14 protein-coding genes are annotated in these 17,592 nt (G+C 71.9%); 8 read left to right on the plus strand and 6 right to left on the minus strand.

The window, feature by feature from the left end:
* Positions 1-51: 51 nt before the first annotated feature.
* Both ACIGXM_RS27120 and ACIGXM_RS27125 read right to left on the minus strand, forming a co-directional pair.
* On the minus strand, positions 52-1,650 hold the full coding sequence (locus tag ACIGXM_RS27120; RefSeq protein WP_396565254.1) for an ArnT family glycosyltransferase: 1,599 nt from the start codon (positions 1,648-1,650) through the stop codon (positions 52-54).
* A gap of 80 nt (positions 1,651-1,730) precedes the next feature.
* Positions 1,731-2,972 (minus strand): glycosyltransferase, encoded by a 1,242-nt coding sequence (locus tag ACIGXM_RS27125; protein ID WP_396565256.1) that lies wholly within the window; start codon positions 2,970-2,972, stop codon positions 1,731-1,733.
* A 312-nt stretch (positions 2,973-3,284) separates the two neighbouring features.
* On the opposite strand from ACIGXM_RS27125, the gene ACIGXM_RS27130 reads away from it, so the two are divergent.
* Positions 3,285-4,097 (plus strand): metallophosphoesterase family protein, encoded by an 813-nt coding sequence (locus ACIGXM_RS27130; RefSeq protein WP_396565258.1) that lies wholly within the window; start codon positions 3,285-3,287, stop codon positions 4,095-4,097.
* A gap of 14 nt (positions 4,098-4,111) precedes the next feature.
* Here ACIGXM_RS27130 and ACIGXM_RS27135 read toward each other — a convergent pair whose 3' ends face one another.
* On the minus strand, positions 4,112-4,903 hold the full coding sequence (locus tag ACIGXM_RS27135; RefSeq protein ID WP_396565260.1) for a hypothetical protein: 792 nt from the start codon (positions 4,901-4,903) through the stop codon (positions 4,112-4,114).
* Between the two features lie 211 nt (positions 4,904-5,114).
* Here ACIGXM_RS27135 and ACIGXM_RS27140 point away from each other — a divergent pair, with 211 nt between their 5' ends.
* From ACIGXM_RS27140 to ACIGXM_RS27170, 7 genes are all read left to right on the plus strand, one after another.
* Positions 5,115-6,695 (plus strand): MFS transporter, encoded by a 1,581-nt coding sequence (locus tag ACIGXM_RS27140; protein ID WP_396565262.1) that lies wholly within the window; start codon positions 5,115-5,117, stop codon positions 6,693-6,695.
* 285 nt (positions 6,696-6,980) lie between these two features.
* Positions 6,981-7,754, plus strand: coding sequence for a serine hydrolase (locus ACIGXM_RS27145; protein ID WP_396565264.1), 774 nt, complete (start codon positions 6,981-6,983; stop codon positions 7,752-7,754).
* Positions 7,755-7,995: 241 nt separating this feature from the next.
* Positions 7,996-8,970 (plus strand): carbohydrate ABC transporter permease, encoded by a 975-nt coding sequence (locus ACIGXM_RS27150; protein WP_396565266.1) that lies wholly within the window; start codon positions 7,996-7,998, stop codon positions 8,968-8,970.
* 167 nt (positions 8,971-9,137) lie between these two features.
* Positions 9,138-10,445 carry an extracellular solute-binding protein gene (locus ACIGXM_RS27155; protein ID WP_396565268.1) on the plus strand — a complete coding sequence of 436 codons (1,308 nt, stop codon included), beginning with the start codon at positions 9,138-9,140 and terminating at the stop codon, positions 10,443-10,445.
* Positions 10,442-11,368, plus strand: coding sequence for a carbohydrate ABC transporter permease (locus ACIGXM_RS27160; RefSeq protein WP_396565270.1), 927 nt, complete (start codon positions 10,442-10,444; stop codon positions 11,366-11,368). The genes ACIGXM_RS27155 and ACIGXM_RS27160 overlap by 4 nt, the downstream gene beginning before the upstream one ends.
* Positions 11,361-12,170, plus strand: coding sequence for an HAD family hydrolase (locus tag ACIGXM_RS27165; RefSeq protein ID WP_396565272.1), 810 nt, complete (start codon positions 11,361-11,363; stop codon positions 12,168-12,170). The genes ACIGXM_RS27160 and ACIGXM_RS27165 overlap by 8 nt, the downstream gene beginning before the upstream one ends.
* A gap of 3 nt (positions 12,171-12,173) precedes the next feature.
* Positions 12,174-13,436 carry an MBL fold metallo-hydrolase gene (locus tag ACIGXM_RS27170; protein WP_396565274.1) on the plus strand — a complete coding sequence of 421 codons (1,263 nt, stop codon included), beginning with the start codon at positions 12,174-12,176 and terminating at the stop codon, positions 13,434-13,436.
* 167 nt (positions 13,437-13,603) lie between these two features.
* On the opposite strand, the gene ACIGXM_RS27175 is transcribed toward ACIGXM_RS27170, so the two are convergent.
* The 3 genes from ACIGXM_RS27175 to ACIGXM_RS27185 all read right to left on the minus strand — a co-directional run bounded on the left by ACIGXM_RS27175 (position 13,604) and on the right by ACIGXM_RS27185 (position 17,234).
* Positions 13,604-14,272: a (2Fe-2S)-binding protein gene (locus ACIGXM_RS27175; protein WP_396565276.1), complete on the minus strand. Its 669-nt coding sequence runs from the start codon at positions 14,270-14,272 to the stop codon at positions 13,604-13,606.
* A 61-nt stretch (positions 14,273-14,333) separates the two neighbouring features.
* Entirely contained in the window at positions 14,334-14,972 is a 639-nt protein-coding gene (locus tag ACIGXM_RS27180; protein WP_396565278.1) for a TNT domain-containing protein, read from the minus strand.
* 147 nt (positions 14,973-15,119) lie between these two features.
* The gene (locus tag ACIGXM_RS27185; protein WP_396565280.1) at positions 15,120-17,234 is read right to left on the minus strand and encodes a transglycosylase domain-containing protein; all 2,115 of its coding nucleotides are present in this window, start codon (positions 17,232-17,234) and stop codon (positions 15,120-15,122) included.
* Between the last annotated feature and the right edge of the window lie 358 nt (positions 17,235-17,592).

Raw genomic sequence — 17,592 nt, forward strand, 5'->3', positions numbered from 1 at the left:
TTGACCTGGGGCGGGACGTTCGGTGCACAGTGCGCTCCTCCAGGGCTGCTGCTAGTTACCGGATTTGACGATCTGTCGGATCTCGATGCGGTCCGCCGCGGAACCGAACGAGACCAGGACGGTGGAGTGCGCCAGCGCGGCCTCGACGGTCGGCAACGCGTCCGGGTCCTGGCGCAGGGTGGGGGTGGAGACGATGTAGTCGAGACTGCGCCAGCCCTGTGGCAGGGCCTTGGCGACGGCCGGGTCGAGGTCCAGCTTGTAGAACCAGATCACCCCGGTGCCGGGTTGGAAGCCGTCGTGGACGAGGTCGAGCCAGAGCGCGTCGTCCACGGCGATCCGGGTGTGCTCGGGGTCGGGGATGTCGGCCCGGATCCAGCGGGCCGCTTGGTCGTAGCCGGCGTTGGCGTCGGCGGTGACGGCCACCCGGTCGCCCTGGTACCAGCGCGGCACGGTGAACCCGACCGCCAGCGCACCCACCAGCGCCAGGGCGCCGATCCGCAACGGACGCGGCCCCAGCCACGGCGGCCGGCCCAGGGCGACCCGGGCCGCCGAACGGACCGCGCCGGCCAGGCAGAGCGCGAGGAACGGCAGCGCCTGGATCACGTACATCGCCGGCAGGTATCCACCCGGTTTCAGTGCCACCAGGGCGAGCAGCAGCACCGCCAGCGCGGGCGCGCGCATCCGGCGGACCGGCAGCAGGGCGAGCGCGGCGACCAGGCCGCCGATGATCAGCACCCGGTCGTAGTAGAGCCAGGAGTCCAGCGTCTGGTGGGAGCCCGAGCCGGGCGTCAGGATCCAGCCGGAACCGGGCCGTTCCACCTGGAAGAGCAGGCCGCCGATCAGTGAGACGTGCCCGCGGCCGGGCACCAACTCGCCCTTGAGCGCGGCGTAGAGCGGATAGCCGACGCCGATCAGGGCGGCCGCGCTGGCGAAGCCGACCACCGAGAACTTCCGGGTGGTGCGGTCGCCGCGCTGCCACAGCAGCAACAGCACCGCGGGCAGCACGGTGACGATGGTCTCCTTGGAGAGCACGGCCACCCCGGAGCAGAGGCCGGCGGCGACGTGGTGCCAGAGGTGTCGCCGTGGCGAGGCGGCCAGCACGAAGGCGGCCAGGATCCAGGCCACCGCGAAGTTGTCCAGGAACAGCTCGCGTTGCAGCCCGACCGAGAGCGGCGAGAGACCGAACAGCAGCACGGCCAGCGCGCCGCACCAGCGGCTCAGCCCGAGCCGGCGGGCCAGCGTGTACAGCAGCAGGCAGGCCGCACCGGTGACCGGGAGGATCGCCACCCGCATCTCGGCGGTGAACAGGTGCGCCGGGGAGGCGAACAGCCCGGGGAGCCAGGAGAGCACCGCGAGTTGGATCCAGCCCAGCGGCGGGTGGTCGTACCAGTAGGTGTAGGGCGCGAGCGCGTGCCCCTGCTGGACGGCCCAGGCCTGTGCCAGGTAGGTGCCCTCGTCGTCGCTGACGGTCGGGTAGCCGGCGATGTTCCAGCCCTGGACGACGAGCACCGCGGCCGTCACCGCCAGCGCGATCCACCGGTCGGGGTGTGCGGGCCGGGGGAGTTGACGCAGGGCCCGGCGGAGCCGGGGCGGCCGGTGCTCGATCGGCGCGGCGGTGGTGCGGGCCGCCGTGTCCAGCAGTGTGGTCACTCGCTTCTCTCTTTCGGGCAGCGGCTGACCGGGGGCTGCGCGGAGGGGAGGGCTCGTCCCCGGTCGGGGAGGACTCGTGCTCAGTCGGTGAGGTGCGCGCCGACGTGTCTGGTCAGCTCCCACGAGTTGTTGCCGCGCTGTTCCCGCCAGACCGCGCGCAACGCGGCACCGGCCAGCACCACCTGGTAGAGCGGGCCGCCGGCGATCAGCTTGAGGTAGTGCACGGCGCGCACCCGCAGGCCGTACTGCACCCCGAAGTCGTGCAGCGCGACCAGCTCGAAGGCGAAGGTGGCGAGCGCCGGAGCGGCCGGGATGAACGAGAACAACGCGACGGTGACCGGGAGTTTGACGGTGACCGCGAGAGCCAGGTCGATCGGGATCACCACGCCCGAGAAGGCCTGCAGGAACGGCGTGGCGAGGGTCCAGCGGGCCAGCATCCGCTGCCGCAGCTCGGGCAGTTGGCGCCAGTCCTTCTTCCGGTAGACCTGCAGGAAGCCCTGGTTCCACCGGGTGCGCTGCTTGAGCAGGCCGTACAGCGAGTCCGGGGTCTCCTCACGGGTGACCATCGCGGAGTCGTAGGCGACCACCACCTTCTCGCCACCGGCGGAGAGCCGCACACCGAGGTCGCAGTCCTCGGCCAGGCAGTTCTCGTCCCAGCCGTTGGCCCGGCGCAGCACGTCGGTGCGGACGAAGACGGTGTTGCCGCCGAGCGGGATGAAGCCCTTGGTGGCGTGCAGGTGCAGCCGGCTGCGGAACCAGAAGAAGTACTCCAGGCAGTTGCGCAGGCTGTACCAGCTGGAGTGGAAGTTGATCAGTTGGACGCCGCCCTGCACCACGGTGGCGCCGGTGGCCCGGAAGGCGTGGTCGACGTGGGCGAGCAGGTCGGGGTGGACCTGGTCCTCGGCGTCGAAGACGCCGACCACCTCGCCGCGGCAGTACGGCAGCGCGGAGTTGAGTGCCTTGGGCTTGTTCTTGACCCGGTGGGTGTCGGTGATCACCCGGACCCGGTCCGGGGTCTGCGCGGCGAGTTGGCGGGCCACGGCGGCGGTCTGCGGATCGTCGTGGCCGACGATGACGAGTATCTCGTAGGCGCTGTGGGTGGACCGGAGTAATCGACGGACGGTGTGCGCCAGCACCTGCTGCTCGTGCCGGGCCGGGACGAGTAACGAGAAGGCGAGCCCGCAGGTGCCGTCGGGAGCGGCGAACCTGGTCGAGGCCAGCGTCTCGGGCGTCCGCCAGGCGTGCAGCATCCACCACAGGGTGAGCGCGGCCATCCAGAACAGGCAACTGGAGACGATGATCATGAATATGGAACTCAGCATGGGCCCCCCACCGGCCGACGGCCGAACTGACATGCACGCGCGGCGAGGCGCGGTACACAGTAAATACCGTGTGAGGTCCGGCGGGTGGGAAATTGGCGATATTTTGTCGATCACACACACCGTCACCCCGACATGTCCGCATGCTTCGCAACACCCACGAGCCCCGCCCCCCCGCGCGGTCCGCGGCGGGTGGCCGCCACGCGCACGGTCGCGGATGGGCCGAACGGTCCACCTCCGTGCGGCAACCGGAGGCGGGGGTACCGCCCGGGCCCCCGGGGGCCTAGCCTCGGCCCTATGCCGCACGGAAAGCTCATGGGGATCAGTGACCTGCACGTGGCCTACCGGGAGAACCGGAAGATCGTCGAAGAGCTGTACCCCGACAGCGCCGGGGACTGGCTGATCGTCGCGGGCGACGTGGGGGAGATCCTCGGCGACGTGGAGTGGGCGCTCTCGGTGCTCAGCGAGCGCTACGCCGAGGTGGTGTGGGTGCCGGGCAACCACGACCTGTGGACCGTCGACCGCGACCCGGTCCAGCTGCGCGGCGAGGCGCGCTACCGGCGGCTGGTCGAAATCTGCCGGTCGCTCGGGGTCCACACGCCCGAGGACCCCTACCCCGTCTGGTCCGGGCCGGACGGCCCGCTGGTCATCGCGCCGCTCTTCGTGCTGTACGACTACTCCTTCCGCACGCCGACCACGACGAACAAGGAGGAGTCGCTGGCCGAGGCGCGCCGGGCCGGGATCGTCTGCACGGACGAGTTCATGCTCCAGCCGGACCCGTACCCGTCCCGCGACGCCTGGTGCCGGGCCCGGGTGGCGGAGAGCGAGCGCCGGCTGGCGGAGGTCGACCCGGAGCTGCGCACGGTGCTGGTGAACCACTATCCGCTGGTCCGCGAGCCCACCAGGGTGCTGCACTACCCGGAGTTCGCCCAGTGGTGCGGCACCGAACTCACCGCCGACTGGCACACCCGGTTCCGCGCCGCCGCCGTGGTCTACGGGCACCTGCACATCCCCCGGACCACCTGGCACGACGGGGTGCGGTTCGAGGAGGTGTCGGTCGGCTACCCGCGCGAATGGCGCAACCGCACCCGTCCGCGTGACGTCCCCCGCCCGATCTTCCGGGGATAGGGCCTGTCCGGCGGTCACTCGGGCGGGCGGCCGATCTCGCGGCCCAGCTCCAGCGCGAGCACCTGGTCGATCCGCAGGAACGTCTCGAACACCGCGCCCAGCGGCAGATCCCCGCGCGTGCACAGGCCCCGCAGCACGGCGAGCGCGGCGCCCGCGTCCAGGTCGCTCGCGAACCCGGCGAAGGCGGTCGCGACCTGTTCGTCCAGCACCGGCCTGGACGGGGAGTCGGCCGCCCGGGCGACCAGCCGACGCCACCGCGTCAGCTCGGCGCGGGCCGCGGCGAGCAGTGGCGCGGTGAGGGCCACCGGCGCACGGTGCGGGCGGTCGAGCAGGGCCAGCCGCAGCGCCAGCGGCTCGGGCCCGGCCGGTTCGAGCAGCGGGTGCCGGCCGGACCGGTTGGCCGCGGCCGGGGTGGGCCGGACCGGGCCGACCGCCAACGACACCGGGCAGCGTGGCACCACGGGGTCGCCGGGCTGTTCGCCGCCGTCCGTCTCCGCCGCGAGCACCCGGACGTCCGCCGGGCCGACGTCCTCGTCGGACGGCGAGTGGACCCCGAGCCGCCCGGCCGCCTCGGCGAGTGCCTCGGTCTGCGCCGCCGGCACCTCGGGCAGGCGCCACCCGACCAGCGCCTGTAGGCCGGCGGTCTCGGCCACCCGGAGCAGCAGGTCACCGACCAGCAGCGCCCGCAGATCGCCCAGGTCGAACGGCCGCCCGGCCCGCCCGGCCCGCACACGCACCCGCAACAGCCCCGCGCGGCCGGGACGGACCGCGACGGGCAGGCCGGTACGGGTGTCGGTCAGGCGCACGGAGGTCCTCCACTGCTGCGCCGGTAGTCCCTCCAGTGTCGACGCGCGGACCGCTCCCCGCCACGCCAGCACCCTGCCGCCCCTCCCGCACCCCGCTTCCACCGGCGGTGCGTGGTCTGGTCCAGACTGGCTCGCGGCAGCCACCGAACACGGCAGCCACCGAACAGGGCAGTCACCGAACAGGGCAGTCACCGAACACGAAGGGGGAGCGGTGAGCAACAGCGAGCTTTCCGACACCGGGCGGCCGGGCCCGACAACCGGCACGGGCGCCCCGCCACCCGGCTCCCCTCCCACCGTCCAACGCCGCCGGCTGGTGGTCGCGGCGCTGATGCTGTCGATGGCGCTGGTGGCGATGGACTCCGCCTGCGTCTCCACCGCGGTCCCGCAGATCGTCGGCGAGCTGGGCGGCTTCAGCTACTTCTCCTGGCTCTTCTCCGGCTACCTGCTGGCGGTGACCGTCACCCTCCCGGTCTACGGCAAGCTCGCCGACGCCCGGGGGCGCAAACCGGTGCTGCTGGTGGGCTCGGTGATCTTCCTGCTGGGGTCGGTGCTCTGCGCGAGTGCCTGGAGCATGGCCGCGCTGATCGCCTTCCGGCTGGTGCAGGGCCTGGGCGGCGGCGCGATCCAGGGCACCGTGCAGACCATCGCCGCCGACCTGTACCCGCTCAGGCAGCGCGGCCGGATCCAGGCGGCGATGTCCACGGTCTGGGCGGTGTCCGCGGTGGCCGGGCCGGCGATCGGCGGGGTGAGCGCCTCGACGGTCGGCTGGCGCTGGATCTTCCTGGTCAACCTGCCGACCGGGCTGGTGGCGCTGGTGCTGCTCCAGCGCCACCTGCCCGAGCGTGCCGGGGGAGGCCGGACCAGGATCGACTGGGCCGGCGCGCTGGGCCTCTTCCTGACGGCGGGTCTGCTGCTGTTCGCGCTGGTGCAGGGCGGGGTCGCCTGGGGCTGGGGGTCGGCGCCCAGCCTGGCACTGTTCGCGGCGAGCGCGCTGCTGGGCGTGCTGACGGTACGGATCGAGCGGCGGGTGGCCGAGCCGGTCATCCCGGGGTGGGTGTGGCGGCGCCGGGTGATCGCGGGGGTGAACCTCGCGCTCGGCTGCCTGGGCGTGCTGATGATCGCACCGATGGTCTTCCTGCCGATCTACGCCCAGTCCGTGCTGGGACTGCCGCCGGTCGCCGCCGGGTTCGTGCTGTCGGTGTGGACGATCAGCTGGCCGATCTCGGCCGCCTTCTCCAACCGGCTGTACCTGCGGATCGGGTTCCGCGACACGGCGCTGATCGGTGCGGTGTGCGGCACGGTGATCCTGGCGGGCTTCACGCTGCTGCCGTACCGCGGGCCGGCCTGGCAGCCGATGCTGGTGATGCTGCTGCTCGGGGCCGGCCTGGGGCTGTTCCAACTGCCGCTGATCGTGGGCGTGCAGGCCATCGTGCCGTGGGGTGAGCGGGGGACGGCCACCGCGTCGATCCTGTTCTGCCGCCAGGTCGGCCAGAGCCTGGGCGGGGCGCTCTTCGCGGTGATCGCGAACAGCACGCTGACGGACCGTCTGCACCACGCGCCCGCCGAGCTCCGCGGCACCCTGCCCACCGGTCTGGACGCCGTCTCCCGCGCCCTCCTCGACCGCTCCTCGCTCAGCCGTCCCGGGACCGACTACCTCCGCCGCTCCCTCTCCGCCGCGGTCAACAACGTGTACCTGGGTGCCGCGGCCGCCGCGGCCTTGGCGGTCCTCGTTCTGCTGACCGTGACGCCACGCCGCTTCCCGCTGGCGGAGTCGGCCGACGGCGACGACTGACCGGTGACGGCGGACGGCTGACGGGTTCCCACCGCCGTCAGTCGTCCGCCGTCAGCCGTCAGCTGTCGGCGGCCGGCTGTCCGCGGTCGACCCTCCGCGCACGGGTGGTCTCGCGCTCGCCGGTCGTCCCCGGATGGTTCACGGAAGTCGGCCGGGTGGACTCCGAGAGCAAGGCGGCGCCGGCGCGGGGGCGGCGTGGCGAGTGAAGTCGCGGGTGAAACCGGCGGGGAGGCCGTGGGGCGTGGCGGGGTGAGTGGGGTGGTGGGGGAGTGGTAGACGTGGGGGATGCTGTCGGTGGTGCTGGGGCGGTGGGGCGAGTCGCCGGTGGTGGTGCGGAACGCGGACGTGCCGCACGAGGCCGCGAGCACCATGAAGGTCGCGGTGTTGGCGGCGGTGTACCGCAGTGGGCTGGCCCTGGACGCCGCGGTGCCGGTGGTCAACCGGTTCAAGTCGGCGGTGGGTGACGGAAGTTACGTCAGCACCTTCGACTGGGACAACGATCCTGAGCCATGGCGCCTGCTGGACGGTGGCTCCGCGTCGCTCCGCTGGCTCGCCGAACGGATGGTCACGCACTCGTCCAACCTGGCCACCAACCTCTGCCTGGCACAGGTGGGCCAGGAGGCCGTGGCCCGGGTCTGGCGGCAGGCGGGAGCCACGCACAGCGCGAGCCCGCGCGGCATCGAGGACCACGCCGCCCGGGCCGCCGGCGTCGACAACCGGGTCACCGCGCGCGATCTGGCCCGGCTGGTGCGGTCGTTGGAGCCGGAGCTGCTGGCCCTGCTGGAGCGCAACAGCTGGCGGGTGGACCTGGCGGCCGGGCTGCCGCCGGGCACCCGGATCGCGTGCAAGAACGGTTGGATCCCCGGCGCGCGCCACGCCGTCGCCGTGGTCCACCCGGCGGATACCGCGCCCTACCTGCTGGCCGTCTGCTACACCGGCCCGTTGGCCTCGGGGGCGGACCACGGTGATCCGGCCGCCCGGTTGCTGGCCCGGATCTCCGCCCGGGCCTGGGCGAGGCGTCACGCGCTCGATCGCCGAGGGCCGGCGCGAGCGCGCTGAGTGCCGGTGAGCGCGCGGATTCCGGCGTTCGGGTGGAATGTGGCCAGCCTTTCAGGATTTCACAGGTCGCCCCGATGCAGAACCATCGTCACCAAGTGTTTCTGAAATGGACATGTAAGCGCTATCTACGCGCGTTTCACTCATTCCCAGCCGCTCGAAGGCGAGTTGGCGTCGGACCACCACCGCCGGTCCGGCTCTCGGGACGGCCCAGGGGGTCGCTTCACGTGTGGGGTGCAGGACGATGTCGCAGCACGGAGCAGTGACGGTGGAGGCCGCGCGGGCCGCCGGACGGCCACTGTCGTTCGGGGGCGCCCGCGGGGGTGCCCGGCGGACCAAGCGGGTCCGGGAGAGCCCGATGGGGTGGCTCTACTCCGCGCCGGCCCTGCTGATCTTCTCGGTCTTCATCATCGGACCGACCGCCTACACCCTCTACGTCAGCCTCTTCCACTGGAACACGCTCAACACGGCGCAGTCCAAGTACATCGGACTCGCCAACTACCGTGCGCTGTTCCACTCCAACGCGCCGAGCTTCCTCAGCAGCGCCTGGCACTCGCTCTACTTCAGTGGCGCGATGGTGATCGGCGGTACCGCCGTCTCGCTCGCCCTCGCGCTGCTGCTCCAGCGCGGTGGACGGCTGCTGGGCGCGGCCCGGCTGGCGGTCTTCTCGCCGCACGCCACTCCGGTGGTGGCCACCTCGCTGGCCTGGGTGTGGATCTTCAACCCGCAGTTCGGCCTCGCCGACGCCCTGCTCAAGGCGGTGCACCTGCCGCAGCCCGCCTGGTTGCAGTCCACCAGCTGGGCGATGCCCTCGGTGATCCTCTACAGTCTCTGGCACGAGGTCGGCTTCACCGTGGTGCTGTTCCTCGGTGGTCTCGCGGTGATCTCGCCCGAGCTGAGCGAGGCCGCGCGGGTCGACGGGGCGACCGGCTGGCAGGAGTTCTGGCACGTCACCTGGCCCCAACTGCGGCCGGTCACGCTCTTCGTGGTGATCATCACCAGCATCACCTCGCTGCAGGCGTTCACCCAGTTCTACGAGATGAGCCAGGGCGGTCCGGTCTACGCCACCACCACCCTGAGCTACCTCCTCTACCAGGAGGCGTTCGTCTTCTTCGACACCGGCTACGGAGCGGCCCTCGCCGTCGTGCTGTTCGTGGTGACCGCCGCGTTCACGCTGCTCCAGCGCCGGACCAGCGAGCGGATCAGCCGGGGCGACTGACCCCGCCGGCCGCCGTCCTGTGCGTGTGCACGCAACGCGCAGTGCTTCCAGCCCGTGCGTGTACACGCAACACGCAGTGCCTCCAGCCCGTGCGTGTACACGCAACACCCCGTCAGCACCTCGTCCGCAACCCCGTTCGCAACTCCGTCCGTACAGAGGGAACCTCAATGACCGTGTCACGCCGTCGCCGGGCCGTCGTCTCCTCGCTGGCCGCCGCCACCGTGCTCGCCGCTCTGGCCGGCTGCTCCTCCAGCGGTAGCAGCTCCAGTGCGTCCGGTACCACCACCATCTCGTTCATGCAGATCATGATCAACGGGACCCAGAAGAGCACCCTGGTCAAGCTGACCAACGACTTCGAGGCGGCCAACCCGACCATCAAGGTCAACCTGGAGTACCAGCCCGACTACGGCACCCTGCACGCCAAGGAGACCGCCGCGATCGCCGCCCACAACGCGCCGACCATTGGCCAGGTCTACGAGAGCTGGGCCGCCCAGTTCGCCAACAGCAACGTCATCCTGCCGGTCAGCCAGTACGCGGGCACCGACAAGCCGGACCAGCTCGCCTCCTTCTACCAGGGCGTGCAGAAGGACCTGACCCTGCCGGACGGCAAGCTGTGGATGTGGCCGTTCAACAAGAGCGTCCAGGTGATCTACTCCAACGACGACATGCTGAAGGCCAAGGGCCTCACCGCGCCGACGACTTGGGACCAGTTCGCGACCGACGCCAAGGCGGTCTCCGGCAACGGGGTCACCGCCATCGCGATCGACCCGGGCACCACGGCCTCCCCCGCCAGCGGAACCCTGATGTTCCAGGCGCTGGCCGCCGCCGACGGCACCCCGGACTTCGCTTCCGACGGCACTCCGCAGCTGAACAGCCCGGCCGCGATCCAGGCGTTGAGCTACATGGTGGACCTCAAGAAGGCCGGTGCGCTGGTGGTCGGTACCAACTACCCGGGCGAGACCGCGCTCGGCGCCCAGAAGGGCGTCTTCGACCTGAGCAGCGCGGCCGGCTACTACTACGAGAACCAGGCGGTGGGCGGCAAGTTCGCGCTCGGCACCAGCGTGCTGCCGACCGGCTCCACCGGCCAGCCGACCAACATCATGAGCGGCACCAACCTGGTCGAGTTCGCCGGCGCCAGCAAGGCTCAGCAGGCGGCGGGTTGGAAGTACATGCAGTTCCTCGCCTCGGCCTCCAGCCAGGCGCAGTGGGCCACCCAGACCGGCTACCTCCCGGTCACCTCGGCCGCGCTGCCGCTGATGAGCGACTTCATCGCCAAGAACCCCTACCTGCCCACCGCGGTGGCCGCCCTGCAGTACGCGGTGGTCGAGCCGCCGTACAGCTGGGTCGCCAAGGCGGAGGGCGAGGAGGTCGTCGCGCTGCAGGCCGCGCTGGACAAGGGCACCGACCCGGCCACCGCGCTGAACACCGCGCAGACCAACGCGCTCGCCGACCAGAAGGCCGGTGCCGGACAGTGAGTGTCGTCTCCACCGAGGCCGGGCGCCGGGGGCTGCTGCCCCGGCGCCGGGCCGGGGCGCCGGGGGCGGTGAGCCACGGCGGCCCGAGCCGCCCGGTCGGCCGTTCGCGGGCCGGCCTCGTGCTGGTCCGGACCTTCGCCGTGCTGGTCGGTCTGGTCTTCCTGCTGCCCTTCTACTACGTGATCGTCACCTCCCTCAACTCGCAGGCGACCTCCGCCTCCCTCGGCGACCTGCTGGTGCCGCACGGCCAGTGGGGGAACTACAGCCGGGCCTGGTCCGCCGCGCCGTGGCCGCAGCTCTTCCTGAACACCCTGCTGATCGCAGGGTGCACGGTGCTGCTGGCGCTGGTCACCTCGTTGCTGGCCGGCTTCGCCTTCGGAGTGCTGAAGTTCCGCGGGCGAGGGTTCCTCTTCGGCGTGGTGATGTCGGTGCTGATGATCCCCGGGACGGTGCTGATCATCCCGGACTACCTGATCGCCGACGACATCCACTGGTTGGACACCTACTGGATCCAGATCGTGCCGTGGGGCGCCAGCGTCTTCGGGATCTTCCTGGTCCGGCAGTTCTTCCTCGGTCTGCCCCAGGAGCTGTTCGACGCGGCGGAGTTGGACGGCGCGGGGCGGTGGCGGATGCTCTGGTCGATCGGCGTCCCGCTGGTCCGGCCGGCGATCGTGATCATCTCGCTGAACGTCTTCCTGGCCTCCTGGAACTCCTTCCTCTGGCCGTTCATCATGACCAGCAGTCCCGGGGTGCAGCCGGTGGAGGTCGGCCTGGCCGCCTTCGCCGGCGCGAACGGGACGGACTATCCGGCGCTCTCGGCGGCGGTGGTGTTCACCACGGCCCCGGTGCTGGCCTTCTTCCTGATTCTCCAGCGCCACTTCATCACCGGCGCGATGTCCACCGCCGGAGGCGTTCGTGGCTGATGAATTCGATGGACCCGACGAACCCCTGGTCCTGGTAAGTGACTTCGACGGCACCCTGTACCGGGGTGACGCGCCGATCCGCTACTACGCCGAGCAGGCCGCGGCCGGGCTGCCGCGCGACGAACGGGCCGCGCTGCTCGCCGGGGTCGAGCACTACCTGGCCGAGGGGGTCGCGGCCGCCGACAGCACGACGGACCCGGTCCGTGCGGCGGCTTTCCGGGCGGCGGTGGACGGTTGGGAGGTGGTGGCCCAACTCGGCCGGCAGCGGCACGGGTTGGGAGCGGCCGAGCTGGACTCGGCGTTCGCCGCGACCCGCGTCCACATGGCCACGCCGGCCTGTGAGTTGGAGGTCCCGACCGGATACGCCGAGCTGCTGGCCGAGTTGCGCGCGCACGGCGTCCGGGTGGTGCTGGCCACCAACAGTCCGGCCGCCGGGCTGGCCGAGCTGCTCACCCGGCTGGAGGTGCAGCCGCTGGTCGACGAGGTGATCTCCAGCACCGGCAAACCGGCCGGCCTGCGCCGGCTGCTGCGAGCCGAACTCGGCCTGGCCGCAGGCCCGGAGGCGGAGCGGGACACCCGGGTCGGGGCGGCCGAGCGGATCCTCTCGATCGGCGACCACTGGCACAACGACGTCGCCCCCGCCGCCGAACTCGGCGCCCCCTGCGCCTACATCGACCGTTTCGGTCGGGCCGACGGCCCGGCCACCGCGGTGGGCGTGCGGATCGAGGAGCTGCTGCCCGCGCTGCGCGCGTGGGCCGCTGCGCCGCTCGGCCGCGCCACCGCACCTGCTGAAAGGAACTGACCTGTGGTTTCCATCGAGTTCTGGGGAGGCGTCGGCGTCATCGGATCCAGCAAGATCCTGATCTCCGACGGCGGGCACCGGGTGCTGCTGGACATCGGCCTGGACATCCCCGGCGGCAAGGACTACTTCCGCCCGCCGGTCCGGATCCGGCCGGAGCGCGAACTCGCCGACCGGCTGCGGATGGGCGGCGCCCCGCGGCTGCCCGGTCTCTTCGACCCGGCCGCGCTGGACGCCGGTGACCCGCTCGGCGAGGCCGCCGGGGAGACCGCGGTCTTCGTCAGCCACCCGCACATCGACCACGTGGGCCTGGCCGGCTTCGTCCGCCCGGACGTTCCCGTGCATGCGCACACACACGCCGTGGACGTGCTGCGGGCGCTGGAGGCGACCGGTGAGGGCCTGCGCGGCGGCGACCCCGACTGGCACCGGCTGACCGACGGGCAGCGGACCGCCGTGGGACCGATGGAGGTGGAGTGCGTCGCGGTGGACCACGACGTCCCCGGCGCCTCCGGCTACCTGGTGCACACCTCCGACGGCGTGCTCGCCTTCACCGGCGACATCCGCTTCCACGGCCGCAACGCCCAGCGGGCCTGGGACTTCGTCACCCGGGCGGCCGGCTGCGAGGTGCTGGTCACCGAGGGCACCACGCTGGGCTGGGAGCAACGCGACAACCGCTTCCGCACCGAGGCCGACGTCGAGCGCGACTTCGCCGCCCTGCTGGAGAGCACCACCGGCCTGGTACTGCTGTCGATGTACCCGCGGGACATCGAGCGGGTGCACGCCTTCCTGGAGATCGCGGCCGCCGCCGGCCGGACCGTGCTGTGGCCGTCGCACACGGCCGCCTTCCTGCGGCTGATGGGTGTCGAGTCCGTGATGGACGCGCAGGACGTCGACCTGTCCGACGTCCGGGCCAAGCCCGCCGAGTTCGTGGTGGTGCCGGACCCGGCCGACCTGCCCTCGCTGCTCGACCTGCCGGCCGGACCGGACAGCGTCTTCGTGCACGCCAACGGTGAGCCGCTGGGCCCGTTCGAGCCGCGCTGGGAGCCGTTCACCGACTGGCTGTCGGCGCTGGGCATCCCGCTGCGCCAGATCGGCTGCTCGGGCCACGCGAGCCAGGGTGACCTGCACGCGATGGTCGAACGGATGCGGCCGGGGGCGGTCTTCCCGATCCACACCACCTCGCCGACCCGGCTGCACCCGCCGCTGGGCATCTCCCGGGTGATCGCCGAGTACGGCAGCAGCTACGACTTCGCCGGCCGGACGCGCTGACGAGGGCGGGTCCGACGGTTCCGCTCGCCGGGACCGTCGGGCCCGCACACGGACGTACCCGGGTAGCAGCGGGTGACCCGGACCGCCAGCGCGGGAGGGCCGCGCCCCGGCGCGCGCCCACCTCCGGCGCCCCCCGGCGACCTCTCCGGCGCCCCCGGCGGGCACGGTCAGGCGCGGCCGGGCGGGGTGGTGAACACGCAGTCCCCGCAGAGGCCGCCGTTCGGCAGCCGGTAGTAGAGGCAGCACGAGCGCCGGCGCAGGCCCGGCGTGAGCGTGCCGGCGAGCGGGGCGCGGGTGAGCAGGTCCCGTGCGTAGCCGCGCGCGGTCGGCCCGGGCAGCATGCGCGAGGCTCCGGTCAGGGCGGAGGCAGCGTTCCCCCACAGCAGCCGCTCCGAGACGGGTGCGGCGGCCCGGACCGCCGCCGCCAGCGGGGTGAGCTGCTCGACCACGACCAGGCGGTGCAGTGCCGACGCTGACGCGGGCGCCCCGATCGGGTCGGGTACCCAGAGCTCCGGCAGCCCTTGTTCGGGGAGCTGCCAGTACGTCCGGTCGGGTCGGAGCTCCGGCACCACGCCGCCCAGCGCCGCCGCGCCCAGCGTCACCGACCAGAGCCGGGCGGCCAGGCCCAGGTGCACGACCGAGGCGGCCACCCGTGGTTCGGCCGTGCCCAGTCGCCCGGCGACCGTGGCGACCCGCCGGGCGAGCGCCGTCCCGGGCCCGGTCGCGTACAGTTCGCGCAACGGCCGGGCCGCTGCGGGCGGTTCACCGGTCCCGACCGCGAAGAACCCGCCGAGCGCGTTGACCTCGCCCAGGACTTCGGTGACGGCTACGGACATCGGGGCGGCTCCTTCGTCGGGTTGCCGCCCGATTCTCGCAGCCCCACCACCCTCCTCGAGGTCAGACCAGCCGCTCCAGATACCCGTTGGTCACCAGCCAGCCGACGTTGAGCTGCGCCGGGGCGCCCGGCAGCAGCGTGCCGTCCAGCTGGTACTGCCACCCCCAGCCCGGCTGGTCGAACCATGGCGCGATCGGGCCCGCGTGGACCTCGAACGGCTTGACGACCCGGTAGTCGTGGTAGTTGCAGCCCGCCGGTGCGGTGGTGCTGTCCAGGCTCTGCGGCGGGATCGACCGCTCGGCGTACGGCAGGCCCTCCGGCGCGAGGAAGGAGCCGTACTCGCTGCCGTAGCGGTCGATGTCCTGGCCCGGCAACAGCTCCTGCTCGATCTCGATCGGCTGGCCGTCCGGGGTGAGCGCGTAGCCGTTGTCCGGCGGGTAGTTCCAGGAGCCCGCCCGGGAGTCGTAGTAGCGGGCGAGGAAGGCCTGGTCGGACTCGCCGCCGGTGCGCTGGTAGCCGATCAGCTCCAGCCCGACCCGCCCGAGCAGCGGGAGCTGCTCCGGGCCGAGCCGCGCGTCGCCCTGGTGGTCGGCGGCCGAGCACTGGTCCAGTGGCTGCGGCGTGGCGGCCCCGGCGGTGGGGGCGACGGTCAGCAGGCCGGCCGCGGCGGTGAGGGCGAGGGCTGTTCGGCCGAGTGTCATCTCTGCTCCCTGTGATCGTTCTCCTGGCGGACGACCAGAGGCTAGGGGAGACGGCACGGACGTCCCGCGGATTCCGGCCAAGTTCGAGCAGAACGGCCGCGGCCGCCCGTCGGGAGGACGGGCGGCCGCGGTTCACCGGGTTCGGTGTCAGGGCGTGGGGCTCGTGGTGGTGGTAGTGGTGCTGCCGCCACCACCGCCCACCGGCGAGGGCAGCGAGACCGACGGGAAGGAGTCGGCCGGGGTCCCGGCGAGGGAGCCCTCCATGGCGGCCTTCCAGATCGGGCCGGCGACCGGGCCACCGAAGGCCGAGGCGATCGGCGAGCCGCCGAACATCTGGCCCTGCAGCGGGTTCTGGGCGGCGGTGTCACTGACCAGCGTGGCGCCCGCCAGGTCCGGGGTGTAGCCGACGAACCAGACCTGCCGGCCGTCGTTGGTGGTACCGGTCTTGCCCGCGTTGTCGCGGTCGGTGAGACCCGCCGAGGTACCGGTACCGTCCTCGACCACGCCCTTGAGCATCGCGGAGATGGTGTCCGCGGTGTTCTGCGACATCACCTCGGTGCAGTTCGCGGACGGCACCGCCAGCTGCTTGCCGTTGGGGTCGGTCACCGAGGAGATGGCGATCGGGGTGCAGTAGGTGCCGTGGTCGGCGAAGGTCGCGTAGACCGCCGCCATCTCCAGCGGGGTCAGGTCGTTGCTGCCGAGCACCATCGACGGCACCACGCTCAGCGGGTCGCCGTTGGCCTGCTGGGTGATGCCCATCTTGTTGGCCATCTGGTCCACCGTGCACAGGCCGGTGTCGGCCTCGAGCTGGGCGAAGTAGGTGTTGATCGAGTCGGCCATGGCGACCGGCATGTTGTACGGACCCACCTCGCCCGGGTCGTTGTGCAGGGTGTCGACGGAGGGGTACTTGCCGCCGCTGCAGTTCTTCATCGCCGGCCACAGCATGCTCTGCGGCGCGGGGTAGGTGGTGTCGGGCCCGATGCCGTTCTCCATGGCGGCGGCGGCGACGATCGGCTTGAACGTCGAGCCGGTCTGGAACCCGAGGCCACCGCCCATCGACTTGCCGACGTTGAGGTTGATCGTGGTCTGGTTGCTGTTGAAGCCGTACTCGCGGCTCTGGCCCATCGCCGTGATCTTGCCGGTGCCCGGCTGCACCTCGGTCATCACGGCGGCCGGCTTGTCCGACGTGTTGGCGTTGTTGCTCAGCGCCGTCTGCAGCGCACCCTGCGCCTTGGGGTCGATCGTGGTGTGGATCTGCAGACCGCCGCGGTTCCACAGCGCCTGGCGCGCGGCGGCGGTGGCGCCGAACGCGGGGTCGCCGAGGACGGTCTGCTTGACGTAGTCGCAGAAGAAGCCCTCGCCCTGCTGGGCGGTTATGCAGCCCTGGTGGGGCGGGGTGGGCTTCAGCATCGAGGCGATCGGGACGGCGATGGCCTGGTTGGCCTGGTCCTGGGTGATCGAGCCGTACTGGGCCATCTTCTTCAGGACGGTGTCCCGGCGTTCCTTGGCCTGCACCGGGTGCTCGAGCGGGTCGTAGTTGGTCGGCGACTGCTCGAGGCCGGCCAGCATGGCGGCCTGCGGCAGGGTGAGCTGGTTCGCGTGGACGCTGAAGTACCGCTCGGAGGCCGCCTCGACGCCGTACGCCTGCTCACCGAAGAAGGTGATGTTCAGGTAGTTGGTGAGGATCTGGTCCTTGGTGAGGGTCTGCTCGACCTGGATCGCGTACCGCATCTCCTGGATCTTGCGACCCACGGTCTGCCGCTGGGCCTCCAGCACCTTCTGCTGGTCGTCGCCGGCCTCGTCGACGAAGACGTTCTTCACGTACTGCTGGGTGAGCGTGGAGGCGCCCTGGGTGCCACCACCGCTGCTGTTGTTGCCGAGCGCGCGCGCGATGCCCTTGAGGTCGATCGCGCCGTGCTGGTAGAAGCGGTTGTCCTCGATGTCCACCAGCGCCTCGCGCACCAGCGGGGACATCTGGTCCTGGGTCACCACGGTCCGGTCGCGGTCCCAGACGGTGGCGATCACGCCGCCGTTGGCGTCGTAGATGGTGGAGGCCTGCGAGGGCTGCGGGGCCGTGAAGTCCGCCGGGAGGCTGTCGAAGCTGGTCACCGCGTCCTTGGCCCCCAGGCCGATACTGCCGACCGCCGGCAGCATCAGGCCGGCGAGGATCACCCCCGCCAACCCGCTGGCCAGCAGGAAGCGGGTGGCCAGCGCGGCTTTGTTGAACGGATTGAAGCGGCGGGGGGACTGGTTCGACGGCATGCCCTAAGCCTATGCAGCCGATCCCTGCCGAAAGCCCCGACCCCCGCCCTGTCGTGTAACAGCCCTGCCACAACTGTTCGCCGGTCCGCCGGGTGTCAGGTCCACGGCGCGCGGGATGAGAAACGGGGGCGGACCACTCCGGATCGACCGGGCGACTCCGGTGCGGCGCCGGCGAGTTGTCGTCCGTGGACGATCGATGGCCATGGAGTTCGCCTGCGAACTTCCTTGCGGGGGTGGCTTGCGGGATGCCGGGTGTGCCACTGGCCCTGCGTCGCTGGTCAGTTGGGTGTGCGCGGGGGTTCGCGGGCGTCCGGCTCCTCCGGGCTGATCGCACTTGCCAATTGCCGGGTCGGGGTTA

This window comes from Kitasatospora sp. NPDC052896, from assembly GCF_044547075.1.
Taxonomy (GTDB): Bacteria; Actinomycetota; Actinomycetes; order Streptomycetales; family Streptomycetaceae; genus Kitasatospora.